The organism is Streptomyces sp. NPDC054849 (genome assembly GCF_053610945.1).
In genome coordinates this window covers 121,037-143,879 of the sequence record NZ_JBSGZI010000002.1, presented here as the reverse complement: position 1 = coordinate 143,879, position 22,843 = coordinate 121,037, and the positions used below count along the sequence as shown (strand labels likewise).

Annotated in this window: 24 protein-coding genes; 14 read left to right on the top strand and 10 right to left on the bottom strand. The window is 70.6% G+C overall.

Going from position 1 to position 22,843, the window contains the following annotated elements:
• Window positions 1-40: 40 nt before the first annotated feature.
• The gene (locus ACWGIF_RS02035; RefSeq protein WP_453489710.1) at window positions 41-1,291 is read left to right on the top strand and encodes an amidohydrolase; all 1,251 of its coding nucleotides are present in this window, start codon (window positions 41-43) and stop codon (window positions 1,289-1,291) included.
• 69 nt (window positions 1,292-1,360) lie between these two features.
• Here ACWGIF_RS02035 and ACWGIF_RS02030 read toward each other — a convergent pair whose 3' ends face one another.
• Both ACWGIF_RS02030 and ACWGIF_RS02025 read right to left on the bottom strand, forming a co-directional pair.
• Entirely contained in the window at window positions 1,361-1,714 is a 354-nt protein-coding gene (locus tag ACWGIF_RS02030) for a hypothetical protein (RefSeq protein ID WP_453489587.1), read from the bottom strand.
• A 35-nt stretch (window positions 1,715-1,749) separates the two neighbouring features.
• The gene (locus ACWGIF_RS02025; RefSeq protein ID WP_453489584.1) at window positions 1,750-2,064 is read right to left on the bottom strand and encodes a hypothetical protein; all 315 of its coding nucleotides are present in this window, start codon (window positions 2,062-2,064) and stop codon (window positions 1,750-1,752) included.
• 749 nt (window positions 2,065-2,813) lie between these two features.
• Between ACWGIF_RS02025 and ACWGIF_RS02020 the strand changes: the two genes are divergently transcribed.
• From ACWGIF_RS02020 to ACWGIF_RS01985, 8 genes are all read left to right on the top strand, one after another.
• On the top strand, window positions 2,814-3,854 hold the full coding sequence (locus ACWGIF_RS02020) for a BMP family lipoprotein (RefSeq protein WP_453489581.1): 1,041 nt from the start codon (window positions 2,814-2,816) through the stop codon (window positions 3,852-3,854).
• 224 nt (window positions 3,855-4,078) lie between these two features.
• The gene (locus ACWGIF_RS02015; RefSeq protein WP_453489707.1) at window positions 4,079-5,662 is read left to right on the top strand and encodes an ABC transporter ATP-binding protein; all 1,584 of its coding nucleotides are present in this window, start codon (window positions 4,079-4,081) and stop codon (window positions 5,660-5,662) included.
• Window positions 5,659-6,771, top strand: a complete 1,113-nt coding sequence (locus ACWGIF_RS02010; RefSeq protein WP_453489578.1) for an ABC transporter permease — start codon at window positions 5,659-5,661, stop codon at window positions 6,769-6,771. The genes ACWGIF_RS02015 and ACWGIF_RS02010 overlap by 4 nt, the downstream gene beginning before the upstream one ends.
• On the top strand, window positions 6,768-8,057 hold the full coding sequence (locus ACWGIF_RS02005) for an ABC transporter permease (protein ID WP_453489575.1): 1,290 nt from the start codon (window positions 6,768-6,770) through the stop codon (window positions 8,055-8,057). Before ACWGIF_RS02010 ends, ACWGIF_RS02005 begins: the two co-directional genes overlap by 4 nt.
• Window positions 8,054-8,452, top strand: a complete 399-nt coding sequence (locus tag ACWGIF_RS02000) for a cytidine deaminase (RefSeq protein WP_453489572.1) — start codon at window positions 8,054-8,056, stop codon at window positions 8,450-8,452. Before ACWGIF_RS02005 ends, ACWGIF_RS02000 begins: the two co-directional genes overlap by 4 nt.
• Window positions 8,453-8,555: 103 nt before the next feature.
• A complete protein-coding gene (locus ACWGIF_RS01995; RefSeq protein ID WP_453489570.1) occupies window positions 8,556-9,833 on the top strand; it encodes a thymidine phosphorylase in 1,278 nt (425 codons plus the stop codon).
• Between the two features lie 134 nt (window positions 9,834-9,967).
• A complete protein-coding gene (locus ACWGIF_RS01990; RefSeq protein WP_453489704.1) occupies window positions 9,968-10,513 on the top strand; it encodes a Uma2 family endonuclease in 546 nt (181 codons plus the stop codon).
• 52 nt (window positions 10,514-10,565) lie between these two features.
• A complete protein-coding gene (locus tag ACWGIF_RS01985) occupies window positions 10,566-10,922 on the top strand; it encodes an STAS domain-containing protein (RefSeq protein WP_453489567.1) in 357 nt (118 codons plus the stop codon).
• On the opposite strand, the gene ACWGIF_RS01980 is transcribed toward ACWGIF_RS01985, so the two are convergent.
• Window positions 10,836-11,816 (bottom strand): sigma-70 family RNA polymerase sigma factor, encoded by a 981-nt coding sequence (locus ACWGIF_RS01980; RefSeq protein WP_453489564.1) that lies wholly within the window; start codon window positions 11,814-11,816, stop codon window positions 10,836-10,838. The genes ACWGIF_RS01985 and ACWGIF_RS01980 overlap by 87 nt on opposite strands.
• Before the next feature lie 189 nt (window positions 11,817-12,005).
• Between ACWGIF_RS01980 and ACWGIF_RS01975 the strand changes: the two genes are divergently transcribed.
• Window positions 12,006-13,478 carry an MFS transporter gene (locus ACWGIF_RS01975; RefSeq protein WP_453489561.1) on the top strand — a complete coding sequence of 491 codons (1,473 nt, stop codon included), beginning with the start codon at window positions 12,006-12,008 and terminating at the stop codon, window positions 13,476-13,478.
• An 11-nt stretch (window positions 13,479-13,489) separates the two neighbouring features.
• Here ACWGIF_RS01975 and ACWGIF_RS01970 read toward each other — a convergent pair whose 3' ends face one another.
• A complete protein-coding gene (locus ACWGIF_RS01970; RefSeq protein WP_453489558.1) occupies window positions 13,490-14,179 on the bottom strand; it encodes a L,D-transpeptidase family protein in 690 nt (229 codons plus the stop codon).
• 121 nt (window positions 14,180-14,300) lie between these two features.
• Window positions 14,301-15,584, bottom strand: coding sequence for an MFS transporter (locus ACWGIF_RS01965; RefSeq protein WP_453489555.1), 1,284 nt, complete (start codon window positions 15,582-15,584; stop codon window positions 14,301-14,303).
• 98 nt (window positions 15,585-15,682) lie between these two features.
• Between ACWGIF_RS01965 and ACWGIF_RS01960 the strand changes: the two genes are divergently transcribed.
• On the top strand, window positions 15,683-16,621 hold the full coding sequence (locus ACWGIF_RS01960) for a LysR family transcriptional regulator (protein ID WP_453489552.1): 939 nt from the start codon (window positions 15,683-15,685) through the stop codon (window positions 16,619-16,621).
• A gap of 75 nt (window positions 16,622-16,696) precedes the next feature.
• Here the strand turns inward: ACWGIF_RS01960 and ACWGIF_RS01955 are convergent, their stop codons facing one another.
• From ACWGIF_RS01955 to ACWGIF_RS01945, 3 genes are all read right to left on the bottom strand, one after another.
• The gene (locus tag ACWGIF_RS01955) at window positions 16,697-17,803 is read right to left on the bottom strand and encodes a LuxR C-terminal-related transcriptional regulator (protein WP_453489549.1); all 1,107 of its coding nucleotides are present in this window, start codon (window positions 17,801-17,803) and stop codon (window positions 16,697-16,699) included.
• A gap of 333 nt (window positions 17,804-18,136) precedes the next feature.
• Complete coding sequence (locus ACWGIF_RS01950; RefSeq protein WP_453489546.1) at window positions 18,137-18,508, bottom strand: cupin domain-containing protein; 372 nt, start codon at window positions 18,506-18,508, stop codon at window positions 18,137-18,139.
• 71 nt (window positions 18,509-18,579) lie between these two features.
• Window positions 18,580-19,311: an alpha/beta hydrolase gene (locus tag ACWGIF_RS01945; RefSeq protein ID WP_453489544.1), complete on the bottom strand. Its 732-nt coding sequence runs from the start codon at window positions 19,309-19,311 to the stop codon at window positions 18,580-18,582.
• A 114-nt stretch (window positions 19,312-19,425) separates the two neighbouring features.
• On the opposite strand from ACWGIF_RS01945, the gene ACWGIF_RS01940 reads away from it, so the two are divergent.
• The 3 genes from ACWGIF_RS01940 to ACWGIF_RS01930 all read left to right on the top strand — a co-directional run bounded on the left by ACWGIF_RS01940 (window position 19,426) and on the right by ACWGIF_RS01930 (window position 21,873).
• The gene (locus ACWGIF_RS01940; RefSeq protein WP_453489541.1) at window positions 19,426-20,574 is read left to right on the top strand and encodes an adenosine deaminase; all 1,149 of its coding nucleotides are present in this window, start codon (window positions 19,426-19,428) and stop codon (window positions 20,572-20,574) included.
• Window positions 20,575-20,713: 139 nt separating this feature from the next.
• Window positions 20,714-20,977, top strand: a complete 264-nt coding sequence (locus ACWGIF_RS01935) for a hypothetical protein (RefSeq protein ID WP_453489538.1) — start codon at window positions 20,714-20,716, stop codon at window positions 20,975-20,977.
• Window positions 20,978-21,102: 125 nt separating this feature from the next.
• Window positions 21,103-21,873: a hypothetical protein gene (locus ACWGIF_RS01930; protein ID WP_453489535.1), complete on the top strand. Its 771-nt coding sequence runs from the start codon at window positions 21,103-21,105 to the stop codon at window positions 21,871-21,873.
• Between the two features lie 69 nt (window positions 21,874-21,942).
• Here the strand turns inward: ACWGIF_RS01930 and ACWGIF_RS01925 are convergent, their stop codons facing one another.
• Complete coding sequence (locus ACWGIF_RS01925; RefSeq protein WP_453489532.1) at window positions 21,943-22,143, bottom strand: PspC domain-containing protein; 201 nt, start codon at window positions 22,141-22,143, stop codon at window positions 21,943-21,945.
• Between the two features lie 39 nt (window positions 22,144-22,182).
• A complete protein-coding gene (locus tag ACWGIF_RS01920) occupies window positions 22,183-22,761 on the bottom strand; it encodes a VanZ family protein (RefSeq protein WP_453489529.1) in 579 nt (192 codons plus the stop codon).
• Between the last annotated feature and the right edge of the window lie 82 nt (window positions 22,762-22,843).

The following is a 22,843-nucleotide window of genomic DNA, read 5'->3' as shown; positions in this document are numbered from 1 at the left end:
ACCCGTCCGTGCGCCTACCCTTCAACGGGTGAACCAGTTGATGTCCCGCGAGTCCCAGACCGCCCAGCCCGCCGCGTCCGACCGGCCCGAGCTGCCCGGCACACTTCCGGACCACCTGCGTGCCGAACTGATCGCCTTCCGCCGTGACTTGCACATGCACCCGGAGCTCGGGCACCAGGAATTCCGTACCACCGCGGCGATCAAGGCCCGGCTGGAGAAAGCCGGCCTGCGACCACGGGTGCTGAAGTCCGGCACGGGCCTGATCTGTGACGTCGGCACCTGGGACGGGGGCCGGCCGATGCTGGCCCTGCGCGCGGACATCGACGCCCTGCCCATTCCGGACGCCAAGACGCACGTCCCGTACCGCTCGACCTTCCCCGACCGCGCCCACGCCTGCGGCCACGACGTGCACACCGCGGTCGTCCTCGGCGCCGGCCTGGTCCTCGCCGAACTCGATCGCCAGGGCCTGCTGCCCCGCCCCGTACGGCTGCTCTTCCAGCCGGCCGAAGAGGTGCTCCCGGGCGGGGCCACCGACGCCATCGAGTCCGGGGTCCTGGACGGCGTGGGCCGGATCGTCGCCGTGCACTGCGACCCCCGGGTCGACGCGGGCCGGATCGGTCTGCGGCCCGGCCCCATCACCTCCGCCTGCGACCGGCTGGAGGTCAGTCTCTCCGGCGCCGGCGGGCACACCGCGCGGCCGCACCTGACCACCGACCTGGTGACCGCAACCGCCCGCGTGGCCGTCGACGCCCCGGCCCTGCTGGCCCGCCGGATGGACGCCCGCTCGGGCATGTCGGTCACCTGGGGCCGGATCGAGGCCGGGCACGCCTGCAACGTCATCCCGATGCACGCCGAGCTGTCCGGAACCGTGCGCTGTCTGGACCTGGGCGCCTGGCACGAGGCGCCGGACATGATTCACGCGGCGATCGACGAGATCGCGACCATGCACGGAGCCAAGTTCGAGATCAACCACGTGCGCGGGGTGCCGCCGGTGGTCAACGACCCGGTGATCACCGAGCTGCTGCGCGAGGCGATGGCGGTCCGCTGCGGCGCCGAGTCGGTCGAGGACACCGAGCAGAGCCTGGGCGGGGAGGACTTCTCCTGGTACCTGGAGCACGTCCCGGGCGCCATGGCCCGTCTGGGGGTCCGTACGCCCGGGGACACCGCCAAGCGCGATCTGCACCGGGGGGACTTCGACGTGGACGAGTCCGCGATCGGGGTCGGCGTGGAGTTCTTCACGGCCGCCGTACTGCTCGACGGACGTCGCGCGCTGACGCCGTCCGGGCGCTGATCACGGGCCGGACACAGCAGGGAAAGGAGCGGACCGGAATCGGCCCGCTCCTTTCTATTCAGCGTTCCTTTATTCGGCAGGCGCCCAGGAGCCGTCGACCCGCCAACGGTTATAGCCGACCTGGTAAAGGCCGACATTCGGATTGTCGGGGCACGTAGCCGAAGACGTGTCTCCGTTACCCTTTCCGGACCCGTGGACAACGGCCTTCGACCCTCGCGAATCGATACAGGTGACATTCACCCGCACTCGTTCGATGAGCGGAAGCATTCCGGTGCACCTGACGTACCCGGTCTTGCCCGAAGACCAGGTCTTGCAATTGACGGCGGACGGGGCGTTCTGCGCGGCGGAAGCCGTGGGCGCAGTAATGAGGGAGCCTGCCGCGATGGCGATCCCGAGCATGCTGGCGAGCTTGAGCTTGTTCACTGTTCTTCCTCCGTGTGCGGGCAGGGCGCGGATGCTCAGGCGCTCTGGATCACGTTGACGTACAGGACGCCGACGTTGGGGTCCGACGAGCACACAGCGCTGGACGTCTCGTTGTTCTTCTTCTTGGGTCCGAGCACCGTGTACTGCGAACCGCGCGAGTTGATGCAGGTCAGCTGAACGCGGAAGGTGTCGGCCCTGGCCATGCCGGTGCACTTCGCGGAGCCGCCCCAGGGTGCGCTGTGCGACTTCCAGGCGTCGCACTTGCCCATGTCGCCGGACGGCCCCGATGTGGCGGCGCCAGCCGGTGTCGCGAGAGCCAAGGACGCGGCCGCGAGTACGAATCCACCCATGCCTGCAACAAGCCTGTTCTTCATTTTTCAACTTCCCCCGGTAGTCAATCGAATCTGGTCATGCGAGAAATTCGGCCGCGTGGTCAATCGGCGGCAGCCCTTCCTTGTGAAGATCATCTGAGTCTGTCCGGGTGCCGGAGTCAACTGGAATATTCCGCACGTGACTCAGGTCACAGGGGCGGGGTGAATTTCGGCTTGGCCGGATTCCCGTCATCGGGGCAGTGAATTCCGAATTCCGTATCCGGTGCCTGATCGGTTGCTCGTCACCCGTGATCGCATGGCCCGCAAGGCGAGTGCGGGACCCTGCAGCCGGCGGGTCGAGTCTGTGCCCGTGTGGGGCCGGGACGTTCCGCGGAGCCGCGGTGTCCGGAAAGGGGTCATGCTGCGCCGGTGTGAGGGGGTGGGTCGGTGCGTCCCGGGAGGGACGTCTCGAGTTCCGGGGCTGCTGAGCGGCTGCGGAGGAGGGGGTCACCGCCGCGCGGCGGTCCGGTTGGGTACGCCGTCGGTGGGGGGCGACACGGCGTGGCGGTCCGGTTCGATACACCGTGGGTGATCTGATTGCAGGCGAGTCCAGCCCTTGGGACGCAAGGGCTGGACGTGCGAGAGTTACCGATCGGTCACTGTTCGGTTCGCGACGATCCGATAACGACTGATGAACGGGCCTTTAACTGACATCTACGCGCGTTACGATCGCCGCGAAACCAGCGCCGGAAGAGGCGCTTTCGGTCAGTCTCGAAGGGACCCTCCTCTTGCGCCGGGCATCCAAGATCCTCTCCGCGTCCATCGCGACTGCGGCACTCGCTCTCACCGCCACCGCCTGCGGTGAGTCGTCCACCGAGAGCTCCGGCTCCGGCGACGGCAAAATCAAGGTCGGCATGGCCTACGACGTCGGCGGCCGCGGCGACAACTCCTTCAACGACTCCGCCGCGCGTGGCCTGGACAAGGCCAAGGCGGACCTCGGTGTCGAGACCAAGGAGCTCACCGCCAAGACCGGTGAGACCCCGGCCGACCGCGAGCAGCGTCTCGCCTCCCTCGCCGAGGGCGGCTTCAACCCCGTCATCGGTGTCGGTTTCGCCTACAAGGACGCGATCGACAAGGCCGCGGCCAAGTACCCGAAGACCACTTTCGGCCTCGTGGACTCCGTCTCCGAGAAGCCGAACGTCTCCTCGATCGTCTTCACCGAGGAGCAGGGCTCCTACCTTGCCGGTGTCGCTGCCGCGCTGAAGTCCAAGGACGGCCAGATCGGCTTCATCGGTGGGGTGGACATCCCCCTGATCAAGAAGTTCGCCGCCGGCTTCCAGCAGGGCGTCAAGGACACCAAGCCGGGCGCCAGTGTCCAGATCCAGTACCTGTCCACCGGCACGGACATGTCCGGTTTCGGCGCCCCGGACAAGGGCAAGGCCGCTGCCAAGGGCATGCTCGACAAGGGCATCGACGTCGTCTACGCGGCCGCGGGCGGCTCCGGCGCCGGAGCCATCGAGGCCGTCGCCGCCAAGCCGGGCGCGTGGGCGATCGGCGTCGACTCGGACCAGGCCAAGGACCCGGCCCTGTCCAAGTACGCCGGCTCGATCCTGACCTCGGTCGTCAAGAACGTCGACACCGGTGTCTTCGAGCTCGTCAAGTCCGTCCAGGACGGCAAGCCGATGACCGGCACCAACACCTACTCGCTCGCCGAGAACGGTGTCTCGCTGACGACCACGGGTGACCACCTCAAGGACATCCAGGCCCAGCTGGACGAGGCCAAGAAGAAGATCGTCGACGGCCAGATCAAGGTCGCCACGACCCTCTGACACGGGTCACACTGGGGGCCCGGAGCGGCTTCGGCCGACACTCCGGGCCCCTTTCCGTGTATGCCTGCGGGCAGTTGAACATTTTTGCCAATGCTACGCGCGTAGCATGGTTGGTCGCACGGTAGCTTTCGCCACCAGCGCCCGCGTCCCCGTACCGTTCCCCGCCTCGTCCGAGCCCCGTCCCAGCCTCGTCCTCCCACGCTCCCGTCCTTGGAGAGTGCGCCATCAAAGCCTCCAGTCCCAACGCCGTAGAACTCCGCGGCATCACCAAGCGTTTCCCCGGAGTCGTGGCCAACCACGACATCGACATCACCGTGCGCCGCGGCACCGTGCACGCCCTCGTGGGCGAGAACGGCGCGGGCAAGTCGACCCTGATGAAGATCCTCTACGGCATGCAGAAGCCGGACGAGGGGACCATCACGGTCGACGGCGAGCAGGTGGTCTTCCACGATCCCGGCGACGCCATCGACCGTGGCGTCGGAATGGTGCACCAGCACTTCATGCTCGCGGACAACCTCACCGTCCTCGAGAACGTCGTCCTCGGCTCCGAGAAGCTGTACGGCATCGGCGACAAGGCCCGCACCAAGATCAAGGAGATCTCGGACGCGTACGGACTCGGCATCCGCCCGGACGTCCTCGTCGAGGATCTCGGTGTGGCCGAAAGGCAGCGCGTGGAGATCCTCAAGGTCCTGTTCCGCGGCGCGCGCACGCTGATCCTCGACGAGCCCACCGCGGTCCTGGTCCCGCAGGAGGTCGACGCACTCTTCGACAACCTCCGGGAGCTGAAGGCCGAGGGCCTCACCGTCATCTTCATCTCGCACAAGCTGGGCGAGGTCCTGTCGGTCGCCGACGACATCACCGTCATCCGGCGCGGCACGACGGTAGGCACGGCGGACCCGGCGCACATCACGACCAAGCAGCTCGCCGAGCTGATGGTCGGCTCAGAGCTGCCCTCCCCGGAGACCCGCGAGTCGACGGTGACGGACGTCCCGATGCTCACGGTCGACGGTCTGTCGCTGAGCGCCGTCGACCCCGACGGCACCGTCCGCGCGGTGCTCGACGGCATCACCTTCACCATCCACAAGGGCGAGGTCCTGGGCATCGCCGGCGTGGAGGGCAACGGCCAGTCCGAGCTCGTCGACGCGGTCATGGGGATGCGCCACCCGGACCACGGCGTCGTCACCCTCGACGGCAAGGACATCTCCACCGCGCCGACCCGCAAGCGTCGCGAGGACGGCATCGGCTGCATCCCCGAGGACCGCCACCGGCACGGTCTGCTCCTGGAGGCCCCCCTCTGGGAGAACCGCATCCTCGGCCACGTCACCGAGACCCCGAACTCCCGGGGCCCGATCCTCGACCTGAAGGCCGCCCGCAAGGACACCGAGCGGATCGTGCGCGAGTACGACGTCCGCACGCCCGGCATCGAGGTCACCGCGGCCTCGCTCTCCGGCGGCAACCAGCAGAAGCTGATCGTCGGCCGGGAGATGAGCCACAACCCCAAGCTGCTGATCGCCGCGCACCCCACCCGGGGCGTGGACGTCGGCGCGCAGGCGCAGATCTGGGACCAGATCCGCGAGGCGCGCCGCGAGGGCCTGGCGGTGCTGCTGATCTCCGCAGACCTGGACGAGCTGATCGGCCTCTCCGACACCCTGCGCGTGATGTACCGCGGCCGACTCGTCGCGGACGCCGACCCGGCCACCATCACCCCGGAGGAGCTCGGCTCGGCCATGACCGGTGCCGCCGCCGGACACCTTGAGCACGAAGACCGCCCTGAGGGCACCGACGGCCCGGAGGACGAGGCCCGATGAAGAAGATCGACAAGGAGCGGCTGCTCCTGGGTATCGCGGCCCCGCTGCTCGCGATCGTCGCCGCGTTTCTGATCACCGCCCTGGTGCTCGCGTTCACCGGCAAGGAGCCGTTCAGCGCCTTCGGGATCATGTTCGACTACGGCGTCAAGTCGGACAGCCAGGTCTACATCATCAACAAGTCGACGACGTACTACCTGGCGGGCATCGCGGTGGCCATCGGCTTCCGCATGAACCTGTTCAACATCGGTGTCGACGGCCAGTACCGTCTCGCCGCCTTCTTCGCCGCCGCCGTCGGTGGCGCGCTGACGCTGCCGGGCATCGTCCAGATCCCGCTGATCATCATCATCGGGATGATCGTCGGCGCCATGTGGGCGGGCATCGCCGGTGTCCTCAAGACCACCCGGGGTGTGAGCGAGGTCGTCTCGACGATCATGCTCAACTTCATCGCGACCTCGATCATCGCCTACCTCCTCCAGCCCGGCCGCCTCGGTCATCTGGACGCGGCCGGCACCAAGATCGCCACGACCCCGCTGCCGGAGTCCTCGCACTTCTTCGAGTTCCCGACCACGCCGACCCCGATCTACGGCTTCGTCGTGTTCGCGGTCCTCGCAGGTGTCGCGTACTGGTTCACGCTCTCCCGCACCCGCTTCGGCTTCGACCTGCGCACCGTCGGCCAGTCCGACACGGCCGCCGCCGCCAGCGGTGTCAACGTCAAGAAGATGGTCGTCACCTCCATGCTGATCTCCGGCGCCATCGCCGGTCTGATCGGTATGCCGACCCTGCTCAACGACTCGCACGAGTTCGGCGGCGACTTCCCCGTCGGCATCGGCTTCACCGGTATCGCCATCGCCCTGCTCGGCCGCAACCACCCGATCGGCATCGCGCTCGCCGCGATCCTCTGGAGCTTCCTGGAGCGCGGCGGCCAGCAGCTGGAGTTCGAGGACTACGACAGGGAGATCGTCGGCGTCATGCAGGGCGTGATCGTCCTCTGCGTCGTCATCGCCTACGAGGTCGTCCGCCGGTACGGCCTCAAGCGTCAGCAGCGCCAGGTCGGCGAGAAGCTCGCCGCCCAGGCCCGTTCCAACGAAACGACGGAGGTGTCGGCGTGACCGTCACGGCGAATTCCACCCCGCCGCCCGCGGCCCCCAAGGTGGCCGGCGGCAAGGGCGGTCGCACCCGCCTCTCCCTGCCCTGGATCCTGCTGATCGTCGCGGGCGGGCTCATCGCCCTCTCCGCCGTCCGGGCCCTCACCGGCGCGCAGGACCTCACCTCGGCCGGCCAGATCAGCGCCGCGCTCTCGCTCGCCGTACCGATCGGCCTCGCCGGTCTCGGCGGTCTGTGGGCCGAGCGGGCGGGTGTGGTCAACATCGGCCTCGAAGGCATGATGATCCTCGGCACCTTCTTCGGCGCCTGGGCCGGCTGGCAGACCAGCCCGTGGATCGGCGTCCTCGCCGGCATCGTGGGCGGCATGTTCGGCGGTCTGCTGCACGCGGTCGCCACCGTCACCTTCGGCGTCGACCACATCATCTCCGGCATCGCGATCAACATCCTGGCGGTCGGTGTCACCACCTACTTCGCCAAGCTGTGGTTCAACACCGGTGAGGCAGCGGCCAAGGGCGGCAGCCCCAAGCAGTCCCCGCCGGCCGAGGACATCACCTCGATCAGCATCCCAGGCCTGTCCGACTGGCTGGCAGACATCGAGAAGCACCACTGGTTCCTGATCTCGGACCTCGCGGGCATCCTCGGCGGCCTGGTCACCAATATCTCGCTGCTGACGATCGTCGCCGTGCTGCTGCTCGTCGGCACGTACTTCGTGCTGTGGAAGACCTCGTTCGGTCTGCGGCTGCGCTCCTGCGGCGAGAACCCCATCGCGGCGGAGTCGCTGGGCGTCAACGTCTACAAGTACAAGTACATCGCCGTGATCGTCTCCGGCGGCCTCGCCGGTCTCGGCGGCGCGTTCCTTTCGCTGGTCACCTCGCACATCTACAACGAGGGCCAGACCGGTGGCCGCGGTTACATCGGCCTCGCGGCGATGATCTTCGGTAACTGGCGGCCGGGCGGCCTCGCGATGGGCGCGGGCCTGTTCGGCTTCGCCGACGCGCTCCAGCTGCGCGGCGGCGGTGAGTCCGTGCACGCGCTGCTCCTGCTGCTGTTCGCGGTCCTCGTCGCGATCGCGGCCTGGAAGGCGTACCAGAAGCGCTGGGTCACCTCCTCGATCGCCGTCGTCATCGGTGTCGGCGTGTTCATCTGGTACCTCGGCACGGAGACCGTCCCGGTCGAGTTCGTCAGCGCCACGCCCTACGTGGTCACGCTGCTGGTGCTGTCGCTCTCGGCGCAGCGCCTGCGGATGCCCAAGGCGGACGGCATGCCGTACCGCAAGGGGCAGGGCAAGTGACGTCCGGCCCGGCGGTGGACTGGGAAGCCCTGCGGACGTCCGCCCGGGAGGCGATGACCCGGGCGTACGCCCCGTACTCGGGCTTCCCGGTCGGGGTCGCCGCCCTGGTGGACGACGGCCGCGTCGTGACCGGCTGCAACGTCGAGAACGCCAGCTACGGGCTGGGCCTGTGCGCCGAGTGCGGGCTGGTCTCCTCCCTCCAGGCCACCGGCGGCGGCCGCCTCACGCACTTCACGTGCGTGGACGGCAAGGGCGAGATCCTCGTCCCGTGCGGCCGCTGCCGCCAGCTGCTCTACGAATTCGGCGGCGACGAGCTGCTGGTGGAGACTCCGGACGGGGTCCTCCCGCTGGCGGAGATGCTGCCCCAGGCCTTTGGGCCCGACCACCTGAGATAGCCGTGCCGACGGCCCTTCGCCCCTGCCGGGGCGGAGGGCCGTCGTGATTCCGTTCCCTGAACCCCTCATCTCCTCTCTCTATGCGCGTAGAAGGAAGCACCTCATGGACGTCATCTCCGTCATCCGGACCAAGCGGGACCGCGGTGAGCTGAGCCCCGAGCAGATCGACTGGGTCATCGACGCGTACACGCGCGGTGTCGTCGCCGACGAGCAGATGTCGGCGCTGGCGATGGCCATCCTGCTGAACGGCATGAACCGGACCGAGATCGCCCGCTGGACCGCGGCGATGATCGCCTCCGGCGAGCGCATGAACTTCGACTCACTTTCCCGCCCGACCGCCGACAAGCACTCCACGGGCGGCGTCGGCGACAAGATCACCCTTCCGCTGGCCCCGCTCGTCGCCGCGTGCGGCGCGGCCGTGCCGCAGCTGTCGGGCCGCGGGCTCGGCCACACCGGCGGCACCCTCGACAAGCTGGAGTCGATTCCCGGCTGGCGCGCGCTGCTGTCCAACGAGGAGATGCTGCACGTCCTGGACACCACCGGCGCGGTCATCTGCGCGGCGGGCGACGGGCTGGCCCCGGCGGACAAGAAGCTCTATGCGCTGCGCGACGTCACCGGCACGGTCGAGGCCATCCCGCTGATCGCCTCCTCGATCATGTCCAAGAAGATCGCCGAGGGCACGGGCTCCCTCGTCCTGGACGTCAAGGTCGGCTCCGGCGCCTTCATGAAGAACATCGAGGACGCGCGCGAGCTGGCGCGGACCATGGTGGGCCTCGGCACCGACTCGGGCGTCAAGACCGTCGCGCTCCTGACGGACATGTCCACGCCGCTGGGCCTGACCGCAGGAAACGCGCTGGAGGTCCGCGAGTCGGTCGAGGTGCTGGCCGGCGGCGGCCCCGCCGACGTGGTCGAGCTGACGATCGCACTGGCCAAGGAGATGCTGGACGCGGCGGGCATCAAGGACGCCGACCCGGCGAAGGCGCTGGCCGACGGCTCCGCGATGGACCACTGGCGCCGGATGATCGCGGCCCAGGGCGGCGACCCCGACGCGACCCTCCCCGTGGCCCGCGAGCAGCACGTGGTCACCGCCCCCGACTCGGGCGTCCTGACCCGCCTGGACGCGTACGGGGTCGGCGTCGCCGCGTGGCGCCTCGGCGCCGGCCGCGCGCGCAAGGAGGACCCGGTGCAGGCGGGTGCAGGCATCGAGCTCCACGCGAAGCCGGGCGACACCGTCACGGCCGGCCAGCCGCTGATGACCCTGCACACGGACACCCCGGAGAAGTTCGACTACGCGCTGTCCTCCCTGGAGGGCTGCTACGACGTCTCCCCGGCGGGCACCGCTTACTCCGCCACGCCGATCGTGCTGGACCGCATCGCCTGACCTGTACTCACTCGTCCGGCTGAACGGGACCGGTGGACGCCCACCGGTCCCGTTCTGCATGCTCGCATCGGTGACGAACCGATCGAGGAGCACACCATGAGCGCCGTCCAGCACGAGCAACTCGGTGGCGACGGCTGGGACGCGCTCGTCCGTCTCTGGGAGGAGACGGGCGCGCCGGAGGGCTCCAAGGTGGAGATCATCGAGGGGATCGTCACCGTGGCGCCACCGCCGGTCAACGACCACAACTTGATCGCGGAGTCGGTGCAGCGCCGCCTGTACACGGTGGTCCCCGACGACTGGGGCATCCACCAGACCCTCAACGTGGCCGTCCCGAGCCGCAGCGGCCTCTACATCCCGGACCTCGTGGTCGTTCCGAGCGAGGCGATCCCCACGGGGGAGAACTTCGCTCCGCAGCAGCCGCCGAGCTGGTCGTCGAGATCACATCGAGGTCGAACGCCGTCAACGACCGGGTATCAAAGCTCAAGGGATATGCCGCGGCGGGCATCCCTCTCTACCTGCTCATCGACCCGCATGCGACGGGCAGCCCCACCATCCACCTGTACGGCGAGCCCACCGATGGCAAGTACCGCCTGCTGCACGCAGGCAAGTTCGGCGAGGCCGTCCACCTGCCCGAGCCGTTCGACCTGACCCTCGACACCTTCGGCTATCCCCGCCCGTAAGCGGTTGCCGCCCTACCGATGAGTTCGGCCCCGGGCCGCGGTCAACCCTTGCGTGACGATCACGGAGGAGATGACACTACCGGGGCCCGCGCTGCGGGCCGAAGACGTGCCCGCACTGTGCGAGGCGCTCGCGGACCGTTACCGGCGCGGAGCGGTCGAGGTCGTGTGCGACCTCGGCGCGCTCATCCGGCCCGGCCTGCCCGCCGTCGACGCCCTCGCGCGCATGGCGCTGACCGCCCGCTGTCACGGCGGCCGGCTCCGGCTGACCGCAACGCCGCCGGCCCTGGCGGCGCTGCTGGAGCTGACGGGCCTCGGTGCGGTTTTACGGGAGCTGCTCGGGGAGGCCGAAGAGCGGGAACCACCGGGCGGTGTCCAGGAAGGCGTTGAGCCCGGTGATCTTGCCGTCTGAGATCTCCAGGACCTGCAGCGCCCACGGGGTGTGCCCAGGCCGCCCGTCCTCGCGCGGGCGGTACTGGCCGAAGGCCGGCATGCCGTTCGCCCTCGTCGGGATCAGGCGGGATCCCTTGCAGCCGATGCCCTGGTTCAGGTGCCAGGCGGCGATGTCCGCGTGGCCCCGGAGCCACAGGTCGAACGGCGGCATCGACAGCACCGCGTCCTCGTGCAGGAGCGTGGTGAGCCGCGTGATGTCGTAGGCCTCGAAGGCGGACAGATACTGCTCCAGCAGCTTGGCCTGGTCCGCGTCCAGCGGGTCGGCCGCCTCGCTCTCGCGGATCCGGCTGCCGGCCAGAGTGGCCCGTGCCCGCTGCAGGGCGCTGTTGACCGACGCCACCGTGGTGTCCAGCAGCTGTGCGACCTCGTCGGCCTTCCACGCCAGCACCTCGCGCAGGATGAGCACGGCGCGCTGTTTCGCCGGCAGGTGCTGGAGCGCCGCGACGAAGGCCAGCCGTACGGATTCCTTCGCCAGCGCCATCTCGGCGGGATCGGCGGTCTGCGGGAGCACCCGGCCGTCCGGGACCGGCTCCAGCCAGGTCACCTCGGGGCGCTCGCTGAGCACGGCGGAGGCCTGGTGCTGCGGGGCGGTCAGGTCCATCGGGCGGGCCCGCTTGTTCCCGGCGTTCAGCAGGTCCAGACAGACGTTGGTGGCGATCCGGTACAGCCACGACCGCAGCGAGGAACGGCCTTCGAACTTCGCGTGGCTGCGCCAGGCGCGGACGTACGTGTCCTGCACCGCGTCCTCGGCGTCGAAGGAGGAGCCGAGCATCCGGTAGCAATAGCCGGTGAGCTCGACCCGGTACCGGTCCATCGCCGCGTCGAGGTCCGTACTGGTGGCGAGATCGCTCATGTCGGTTCATCCCCCTGGTCGTTCCCGATGCTTCGGAACCTACCGGAGGGGTCTGACAACGGCAGCCGGAAGCGCCGGAACCGAGTATGTCTGTCGACATCAAGTATCTTGACGTCAAGATTAACGTGAGGCAGGCTTCCCCGTGTATCTCGACATCGAGATACATGGACGGGGATGCGGAGGCCTGGGATGCGGCGCGGCGGGGAGAACCGGAAGGCGCGGCGGGGGGAGCCCGGCCTGATCGCGCAGCTGCGCAGGCCGCCGGGGGGCCGCGACGCCCGGATCATGCTGATCGCCCAGCTCCTGGACCGCGCGGGAACGGGCGTCTGGGCCGCGGCCTCCGTCCTCTACTTCACCTTCATCGTCGGACTCGACGCCGGGCAGCTCGGCCTGCTGCTCGGGGCGGCCGGAGGGGCGGGCATCGCCGGATCGCCGCTGGCGGGCCACCTGGCCGACCGCTTCTCGGTGCGCTCGCTGCTGATCGGCTGCCACCTGCTGCGCCTCGGGACCCTCTGCGCACTGCTGGTGGTCACCGACTTCGACGTGCTGCTGCCCGTGGTCGCCGTGACCTACCTGGGAGACCGGGCGGCCAAGACGCTGGAGATGCTCTTCGCCACCCGGGTCGCGGGCGAGCGGCGCTCCACCTACCAGGCGTTGTCGCGCAGTTCGGCGAACGCCGGCTACGCGCTCGGCGCGGGCCTCGCCGCCATCGGCCTCGCCGTCGGGAGCCGGGGCGCCTATCAGGTGCTGATCCTGGCCAACGCGCTGTCGTTCCTCGCGGCCGCGGCGCTGGTCTGGCGCACCCGGGAGCCGCGAGGCCGCGGCCTGCTGACCGCACCGCCCGGTGCCGGGGCCGGCGTCGCGGGGCCCACGGACCCGGAAGCGCAGTCCGGGGCGGACACGGCGGCCGCGGCTGCTGCCGGTGCTGTCGGCGCCGGCGCCGGTGCGGTCGGGGCGTGTGCGGCCGGTTCAGGTGCGGCCGGTGCGGGCGAGGCCCGTGCCTCCGGGTCGAGCCCGTGGCGGGACCGCGGCTACCTCCGGTTCGTCCTGCTGGACATCCCGATGAACCTGGACGACTCGATCCTGGGCGTCGGCCTGCCCCTGTGGCTGGTGACCCAGACCACCGCGCCGCACGCCCTGATCCCGGCGTTCCTGGTCATCAACACCGTGCTCGTCGTCGTCCTGCAACTGCGCGTGTCGGCGAAGGTCCAGGACGCCCGCCAGGCGACCGGCGCGGTCGCCCTGTACGGACTGACCACGCTCGTGTGCTGCGTCCTGCTGGCCACAGCCGCCGGGGGCGGGGTCTGGGCCGCCTCGGCCGCCCTGCTCGCCGCGGCGGTGCTGGCCACCGCGGCGGAGCTGATGCGCTCGGTCAGCTCCTGGGAACTGGCGGTCTCCCTCGCGCCCCGGGAAGCGCGCGCCTCGTACCTCGGCGTGGCCGGCATGGCCCAGTCCGTCCAGAAGTCCGCCGGCCCGCTGCTGCTCACCGGCGCGGTGATGACGGCGGGCCCGGCGGGCTGGCTGGTCCTCGGGGTGGCGGTGGCAGGGCTGTCGCTCGTCCAACGCCAGGCCAGCCTAAGGCGGTTGGAGCATCTGCGCGCGGAACCCGACTCCGCCGTACCACCGCCCGCCGCCGAAGCCGCCGGGCGAACTACCGCTTGAGTCCGTCCGATTCAGGTGCCGGGCTTGCGACCGTACACATAGACGTCCTCGCCCTTCCCCAGCAGGTTCCAGTACGCCTTGGCGTCGGCGGGCCGCATGTTCACGCAGCCGCCCGACCCGGGCGGGTTCCACATGCTCTTGGCGGTCGAGTGGAAGGCGATGCCGCCGTCGAAGAACTGTGAGTACGGCATCGAGACGTTGTAGATCGTCGACCAGTGGTCGATGCTGCGGTAGTAGATCTTCTTCAGGCCGGTCCGGGTCTCCGTGCCGTTCTTGCCGGTGCGGACCGGGACGGGGCCGTACTTCAGGGTGGCGCCGTCCTGGATCCAGCTGAGCTGCCGCGTCAGGTCGACGCAGGCGATCCTCCCCCGGTTCGTGGGGCAGTTGCCCGCCTTGTTCGGGGTGCTGCCGGCCGCCCGCTGGGCCAGCATCGTGTTCATCGTCTGCCACGTCAGCGGACCGGCGTACCCCTGGGTCGGCGTGATCCCGTGGCTCGCCTGGAACGCCCTGATCGCCGTGCAGTCGGCCGCGGACTGCCTTCCGTCCGCGGGCCGTCCCAGGAACTGCTCCACCTGGCGCTGGTACGGGCCGGTGGTCAGGTTGCAGGAGGCGGCCTGCGCCGAACCGCCTCCCGCGACCACCATCGGCAGCGCCAGCGCCGCCGCACCGCCCAGCACCACCGCCCGCCGCTTCGCGCGCATGCGCGTCCTTCGCGTCCTCCGCGTCCCCATCAAGTCCTCCCCTGTTCGTACCGCGTCCGTTCTCCGTGTTGAATGCCCGGAAAACAAGCAGGGGTCGCCTACGGCGGGAGCGTAGATTTCGTCAGCGCGCACCCAGCGCCGACGTCGGCATCCGCCGCTGCGCACGGGCCGCGTGGCTCCCGTACAGGGTGATCGACACGACGCCGAGCACCGCCAGCAGGGCGATGCCGACCGTGGCCGCCCACCCGGCCCCGTGGTAGGCGAGGGCGCCCAGGGTGCCGCCCGCGCTGGAGCCGAGGTAGTACGCCGACTGGTAGAGCGCGGAGGCCTGCGCCCGGCCCGTCTTCGCCGTCCGGCTCACCGCTGCCGAGGCGACCGCGTGGCCCGCGAAGAAGCCTGCCGTGATCAGGACCAGCCCGACCACGATCGCCGGCAGGGAGTCGGACAGCGACAGCAGGAGTCCCAGCGCCGTGGTGGTCACGGCCAGGTACAGCGCGCCGCGCCGCCCCGTGCGGGCCACCAGCTGCCCGGCGGCGGCGGAGGAGACCGTACCGACCAGGTAGATCAGGAAGATCGACCCGACGACGCCCTGTCCGAGCGAGAACGGCTCGTCGACCAGGCGGTAGCCGATGACGGTGTAGACCGCGCCGAAGACCGTCATGAACAGCGCGCCGATCCCGTACAGCCGCAGCAGCAGCGGATCACGCAGGTGGCCGGCGACGGTACGCCCCACCGCACGCGGGTTCAGCGACGCCGGGCGGAAGAAGCGCGCCCGGGGCAGCAGGACCAGGAAGACCACCGCGCAGGCCAGCGACATCAGGGCGACGGCTGCCAGTCCGGCCCGCCAGCCCCCCAGCTGCGCCGCCCAGCCGGTGACGAGGCGGCCGCTCATGCCGCCGATGGAGTTCCCCGCCACGAACAGGCCGATCGCTGCCACCAGGGCCTTCGGCCTGACCTCCTCCGCCAGGTACGCCATCGCGGAGGCCGGGATCCCGGCGATCGCCGCACCCTGGACGGCGCGCAGCGCCACCAGCCACTCCAGGTTCGGCGCGAAGGGCACCAGCAGGCCGACGCCCACGGCCACCACCATCGAGCAGGTCATCATCCGGGTGCGGCCGAACCGCTCGGACAGCGCGCTGAGCGGCAGCACGAACAGCGCGAGCGCGCCGGTGGCCGCGGACACCGTCCAGCTGGCCTGGCCCGCCGTCACCCCGAAGCCGTCGGAGATCGCGGGCAGCAGCGCCTGGGTGGAGTAGAGGAGGGCGAAGGTCGCCAGTCCGGCGGCGAAGAGCGCGAAGCTCATCCGGCGGTAGCCGGGGCGGCCGGGGGAGAGTGCCTGCGGTTCCGGGAACGACACGGTGGAGGCACCCACGGTGGTGGGTGCCCCGGTATGAGCGGGAGACATACCCAAACCGTAGGTCCGTGTTTTTGATGCGTCCAATGCACAGAATCGCGATAATCGATCCACTCATGCATCAGTAGAGCTCAGGGCGGCGCACGTCGATGAACCGTTACGAAGAAGACATGGCCGTGACACGTCTGCTGGCCCCGCGCCTGGTGTACTTCGCCGCCGTCGCCCGGCACGAGCACGTCACCCGCGCCGCGCACGAGCTGGGCGTCCCGCAGTCGACGCTGTCGCGGGCCATGGTCCGCCTCGAACAGGACCTGGGCGTCACGCTGTTCGCCCGCAAGGGCCGCACGGTCGCCCTCACGACGGCGGGCCGCACCTTCCTGGCCTCCGCCGAACAGGCCCTGGACGGGATCGCCCGCGCCGCCGAATCCGTCCAGCTGGACGCCGATCCGGCCTTCGGCAAGGTGGCGTTCGGCTTCCTGCACACCCTCGGCTCCGAGACCGTCCCCGGCTTGATCCGCGCCTTCCGGGCGGACCATCCGCGAGTGCGGTTCTCCCTGGTCCAGAACTACGGCGAAGCCATGCTGGAGAAGCTCCGCGCCGGCGAACTCGACCTCTGCCTCACCTCGCCCCTCCCCGACGCCCCCGACCTCGTCGCCCGCCGCCTCGACGAGCAGCGGCTGCGCCTGGTCGTCCCCGACGACCACCGCCTCGCCGGCCGCAAGCGCATCCGCCTCGCCGAGGCCGCGGAGGAAACCTTCGTCACCCTGGAGGCCGGCTACGGCCTGCGCCGCATCACCGACGACCTGTGCGCGGAAGCGGGCTTCACCCCGCGGGTGGCCTTCGAGGGCGAGGAGGCCGAAACCCTGCGCGGCCTGGTCGCCGCCGGCCTCGGCGTGGCCCTCCTGCCTCCCCCCGCCGTGGCCCGCCCCGGCGTGGTCGAGCTGACGGTCACCGCCCCGCGCGCCGTCCGCGAGATCGGCCTCGCCTGGCTCGACGGCCACCCCGACACCCCGCCGGTGGCGGAGTTCAAACGCTTCCTGCTCTCCCGCCGGGGCCGCCTGATCCCCGAACTGGAACCGCCGGCCTGACGACTGCGCCCCTCGCCTTCTTGCGTCGGGGCGGCCCGGCTTCCGTATCCGTACCGGAGCCGCCGGCCCGCACCTTCAGTCCCGCCGGCGTTCGGCGCGCGGGGTCCGGGGCGGCGCCCCGGGTCCGGACACAGCCGGCTCACACCCGCCCCGTGGCGCCGGGGCCAGCAAGTACCCCGCCTGAAAGCGGGACTTCGCCCCGACCGCCCGCATGATCTCCGCGATGTGCCGCTGACAGGTCCGCTCCGACATGCCCAGCCGGCGCGCGATCACCTTGTCCTCCAGCCCCTCCGACAGCAGCCGTACGATCGTCTGCCGCAGCTCGTCCGAGATGGACCGCGCCGCATCGGGGCCGACCGTCGTCGGGAAGGGCTCCGCCCCCGGCCACGACCGCTCGAAGGCCGACGTCATGAAGTGCACGACGCTCGGCTCCCGCACCACCAGCGCCGCCCCGCTGCGGTCCGGCACCGCCATCAGCCCCGTGTGCTCGTCGAAGATCAGCATCCGCATCAGGCCGTCGCCCAGCGTCCGTACCTGCGCGCCCAGCGCCGTCACCCGCTCGACGTACGCCGCCGTGGGCCGTGAATACCGCGCCGTGTGCTGGTAGATCGTCCGCATCCGTACCCCGCGCGTCAGCAGCGACTCGTCCCGTCCGATCGACTCCTCCAGCGTCTCCAGCGGCCGGCCCCCGCCCGGCTGCGAGGTCAGCAGTTCCCGCTCGCACGCCGCGACCAGCTCCGCGATCAGCCCCCGTACCGCGCCGAGGTCGGTGATCAGCTCCAGACGACCCGACCTGCTCAGGTCCCGGTGCGCGGTCCCGGCCTCGTACGCCGGCACCAGCGCCTCCAGCCGCCCCCGCAGCCGGTCCATCTCGTCGTGGGTCTCCCGGACGAGGAGCGCCAGGGGGGCCAGCGCCCGCGCCGCCGCAGCCCGGGGCGCGACGGCGCTCCACCGGTCCGGTCCGGCGCCCGGGGCCCGCTGGAGCAGGTGTGCGGCGGCCAGCTCGGTGATCGCGGCGGCCGCGCACCCGCCCAGCTCCTCGGTGGCCTCCGCCGTGTCAAAGGCGTGCCGCTCGACGGCGTACGCGTACAGGTGCCGGGCTGCCGGGCTCAGTTCCCCGACGGATCCGGCCGCCCCGGTCGCCCCGGTTGCTCCGGCGGCCCCGCTCTGCTCGGCTGGCATATGCCCATTCGTCCCTGCCTGCTCGGGTTTGTAAACCCCTCGTGTTCCCGCAAGGCGGCAAGACGACGCCTGTTCGGCCGCATCCGGCACATGCCGAAGCGGCACAGTGGTGTCACGGCGTGACGGGGGAAGCGCGGGGTGCGGCAGCGTGCGGCCGGGTGGGGACGGGGGCCCGGGCCGTCGTCCCGCCGAGCCCGTGGTCCGCCGGAGCGGCGGCCGCCCGCCGTGCGGGAGCGCGCACCTGGTGGTCGCGCCGGATCCATCGGTGCCATCCGACCGTGAGGGGGCGGAGCGGCGGGTACGAGGGGACCGGCGCGGCCACCGACGCCCCCGTCAGCCGGACGGGGGCTTCGCGTAGTCCGCGAAGCCGGTCCAGTCCAGCGTCACGCAGGGCTCGTCGCCCAGGACCCACGCGTTGTGCCCGGGAGGCACCCGCATGTAGTCGCCGGCGCCGAATTCGGCGCTCTCCCCGTCGTCCATGACGACCTTGATGCGCCCGCTCACCACGTATCCGGTGTGGTCGGCCCGGCAGCTGTCCGTACCGGCCAGCGGCTTGACGTGCTCCGACCACTTCCAGCCGGGCTCGAAGGTGGAACGCCCCACCCCCGTGTCACCGGTCGCCAGCAGGTCCAGCCTGCCCTTCCCGTCGGCGAACGGCCGAGTCTCATCGGCCTCGTCGAAACTCCTGGACACCAGTCCGGCCATGATCCATCGCCTCCGGATTGAAGCCCCCGCGTACGAGTACTCGTATTCACACTACGCGTCGGGGCCGTGACTCACCTCCGAAGGGACTCTCCGAAGCCCGAGGCCAGGGGCATCCGCAGACCCAGCGGCGGTGGGGCGGCCAGGGCGTCCGTCACCGGCCGCGAGTACTGCCCCGAGAACACCGCGCCCAGGACGAAGTCGACCGCCAGCGCCACCACTTCCGCCTGGTGCTCGCGCAGCCCGTGGCCGTCCGAGTGCACCTCGAAGCGGCAGGTCGAACGATTCGCCTTCTTCGCCCGCGCCGCCAGCCGGAAGGAGGACTCCGGGTCGCTGCGCGCGTCATTGGTGCCGTGCACGATCAACACCTGTCGCCCCGACAGCTGTTTCACCGGTTCAGGTGGGTCCGCGGCGGTCGCTTCCCCTAAGCAGGGGGCCATCGCCACAACCGAGTTGACGGCGCTGTGCCCCGCGGCCCGCAGTGCCGCCAGGCCCCCCGCGCCGTAACCGGCCAGGCACACCGGCACGTCTCCGTACCGCCGTACCGCCTCGTCCGCCGCCCACGCCGCCTGTTCCTCGCGGGAGGACCCGCCGCCGTGGACCACGGTGTGCGCGACCAGCCCCTCCGTCCCGCCCGCCCGGGCCAGCGCCCGCGCGAGCGGACGCAGCGGACCGGGGGAGAATCTGGACGCCCCGGGAAGCAGGAGCACCACCCCGTTGACCGGGCTTTCCGTCGAACCCGAGCCGTTCGCGCCGGCCGCCCGCCCCAGACGGGCCCCGCGCGCCGGCGACGCATGCTGTGCCATGGCGGAACAGTCTCAGACCTTCAGGTGTACGCCATCCGTCCGCGCGGTCTCTGTTACATATCGACGCTCGCCGTCGACACCCCGCTCTACGCGCGTAGGAGTTAGAGTGCGCAGATGACGAGCGAGACCCCCAACCTGCCGACCCCGGATCAGATCCGCCGCTCCCCGAAGGTGCTCCTGCACGATCACCTCGACGGTGGACTGCGCCCCGGGACCATCATCGAGCTGGCCCGCGAGGCCGGCTACGAGAGCCTCCCCGAGACCGACGCCGACAAGCTCGGCATCTGGTTCCGCGAAGCCGCCGACTCCGGCTCCCTCCCGCGCTACCTGGAGACCTTCGCGCACACCTGCGCGGTCATGCAGACGAAGGCGGCCCTCTTCCGAGTCGCCGCCGAGTGCGCCGAGGACCTGGCCGAGGACGGCGTCGTGTACGCCGAGATCCGGTACGCCCCCGAGCAGCACCTGGAAGCCGGCCTGACCCTCGAAGAGGTCGTCGAGGCCGTGAACGACGGCTTCCGCGAGGGCGAGCGCCGTGCGAAGGCCAACGGCCACCGCATCCGCGTCGGCGCCCTGCTGACCGCGATGCGTCACGCCGCCCGTGCGCTGGAGATCGCGGAGCTGGCCAACCGCTACCGTGACAACGGCGTGGTCGGCTTCGACATCGCCGGTGCCGAGGCCGGGTTCCCCCCCACCCGCCACCTCGACGCCTTCGAGTACCTCAAGCGCGAGAACAACCACTTCACCATCCACGCGGGCGAGGCCTTCGGCCTGCCGTCGATCTGGCAGGCCCTGCAGTGGTGCGGCGCCGACCGTCTCGGCCACGGCGTGAAGATCATCGACGACATCGAGGTCGCCGAGGACGGCTCGGTGAAGCTGGGCCGCCTGGCCTCGTACGTCCGGGACAAGCGCATCCCCCTGGAGATGTGCCCGACGTCGAACCTGCAGACGGCCGCGGCCGCCTCGTATGCCGAGCACCCGATCGGTCTGCTGCGCAAGCTGCACTTCAGGCTCACGGTCAACACCGACAACCGCCTGATGAGCGGCACCAGCATGAGCCGCGAGTTCGAGCACCTGGTGGACACCTTCGGCTACTCGCTCGACGACATGCAGTGGTTCACCGTCAATGCGATGAAGTCCGCGTTCATTCCTTTCGATGAACGACTGGCCATGATCAATGAGGTGATCAAGCCGGGTTATGCGGAGCTGAAGTCCGAGTGGCTTTTCCAGCAGACCGCTTCCACCAGCGGTTCCGTCTCGCTGTAGGCCATGGCGTGACGTACTGAAAGCGCCCGGGAGAGGCAATTCCCGGGCGCTTTCTCGTATTAAATGATGTTTGCGGCCGGGGGTTTGACGTGACTAGTTTGCGGAGCCGCTCAATTCCCCGTCGCAAGGACATGTTTTCATGAAGCAGTCAGCTGCCAAGACCCTCGGTGTCGCCGCTCTCGGTGCCGCCTTCGCCGCCGTCGCCGCCGGTACCGCCTCTGCTGCCGTTCCGGCCGTCGGCCTCTCCGACGCGCTGGGTTCCGCCACCGGCCTGCTCCAGGGTGCCACCAGCCAGCAGCAGGTCGGCGCCGCGCAGGAGTCGAGCGACCCGGCCGCCGCCCTCGGTCCCGTGACCGGCCTGCTCGGCGGTCTGCCGACCAGCGGGCTCGGCGTCGGCGGCTGATCCGCACGGTCCGTACGCGTGCACACGTGGCGCACGCCCATTCGAGCGGGTGGGCGCCACGTCGTGCCGTGTGCCACGATCACCACCAACTGCCCGCCGACGCTTTGGGTATGAGGTTTTCGGTCATGCGCATGAAGGCACGAGCGACGATGGTCGCGCTGGTCCCCGCCCTGCTGCTCGCCGCCGTGGGGTGCAGCAGCACGGACGCCCCCGCGTCGGGCAAGGCCCCGGATCCCAAGGGCTCCGCGGGCAGCGCCTCTGCCGCGCCCGGCGCCCCGGAGGCGTCCGCCGGATCGACGGGATCCGCGTCGGTGCCGAAGACCGGTGGCAGCAGGCTGGAGCGGTCCGCGCTGGCCCAGGGCGACCTGCCCGGCTACCAGGTCTCCGCCCAGGGCAAGAACCCGGGCGCCCCGGACGGCCAGCCGCAGGCCGACAAGAAGGCCTGCCAGCCGCTGGCCGACATCATGGGCGACAAGCCGGACCCGGCCGCCCGCGAGACCGTCAACCGCGGCATCGGCTCCCAGAAGCAGGTCGGTCTCGCCGTCTCCGCCTCCGTCAGCTCCTACACCGAGAGCGACGCCAAGGCGCTGATCGCCCGGCTCAAGGCCGCCGTCTCCGCCTGTGGCACGGGCTTCTCCGCCACGGTGGAGAAGCAGACGGGCAGCTACCGCGACGTGCGCGCCGCCGCATACCGCACGGCCGGCGACGAGAGCGTCAGCTGGACCACGACCGCGGCCGCCCAGGGCGTCTCCGCACAGGTCCACCTGGTCGTCGTACGCGAGGGCGACACCGTCGTGCGGCTGATGGCACTCAATGTGGCGGCGGCCCAGCAAAAGGCCCAGGTGCCGCAGGAAGTGACCGACAAGCAGCTCGAAAAGGTCCGGAAGGCCGGCTGACCGGGCGGGTCCCGGCCTAACGCCCCGGCTGACCGGGCGGCCCCGGCCGAACGGCCCCGCGGTCGGCGGCTACCAGGCGGCGGAGGCGGACTTCTCGTTCGGCAGCAGCAGCCACAGCGCGATGTAGATCAGGAACTGCGGGCCGGGCAGCAGGCACGAGACGACGAAGATGGTGCGCATCGTGTTCGCGGACATTCCGAAACGCCGTGCCAGTCCGGCGCAGACTCCGCCGATCCAACGGCCGTCACGGGGGCGGACCAAGGCGCTCATGAGGTTTCTCCTTCGTCGGGATCGCTTTCCTGCGATGTCTCAATACTCCCGCTGGACCGCCGACAGAACGTCGGTCCAGGGGCCGAGCCCGACCCTGGAAATCTTCGGGGTGTCCCCCTGATAAACGGCGTGTGAGCGGCGCAGCCGGGCCCGCAGTGCCGGTACGACGGCCGCGTGCGCGAGCAGGACGCCGACGGTGTTGAGCAGCACCGAGTCCACGTCGACCACCTGACCCGGGACGGCGGTCTGAAGCATCTCGATGCTCACGGAGACCAGCGCGCCCGCGGCGGCGGTCCGGGCCAGGGAGGACCACGCGGACAGCGTCGACAGCGAGAGCCGCCCGCTGATCATCGGCAGCAGCACCCCGAGCGGGGCCAGCAGCGCCAGCCCCTCCCCGAGCCGCCGGGCGGCCCCCAGCGGGCCGTAGGCGAGGTCCGTCCTGATCCCCTCCAGCGGGGCCAGATTGGCGGCCGCGGCCCAGGGAACGTCGAGCGGCCTGAGGGTCAGCCAGCCGACGACCACGAGATGGGCGACGAGCAGGACCCCGGCGAGGACTCGGATACGGAGATGGATCGCGGTGGCGGTGGCGGCGCTGTCGCCGGCCTCATGACGCTGCACACCTGCGAGGACGCCTCACCCGGTAGCCACGGTTCCGCCCGTTCGGGGGGTGTGGCGGGGAGCACGTGGTCGCCGTTCTGCA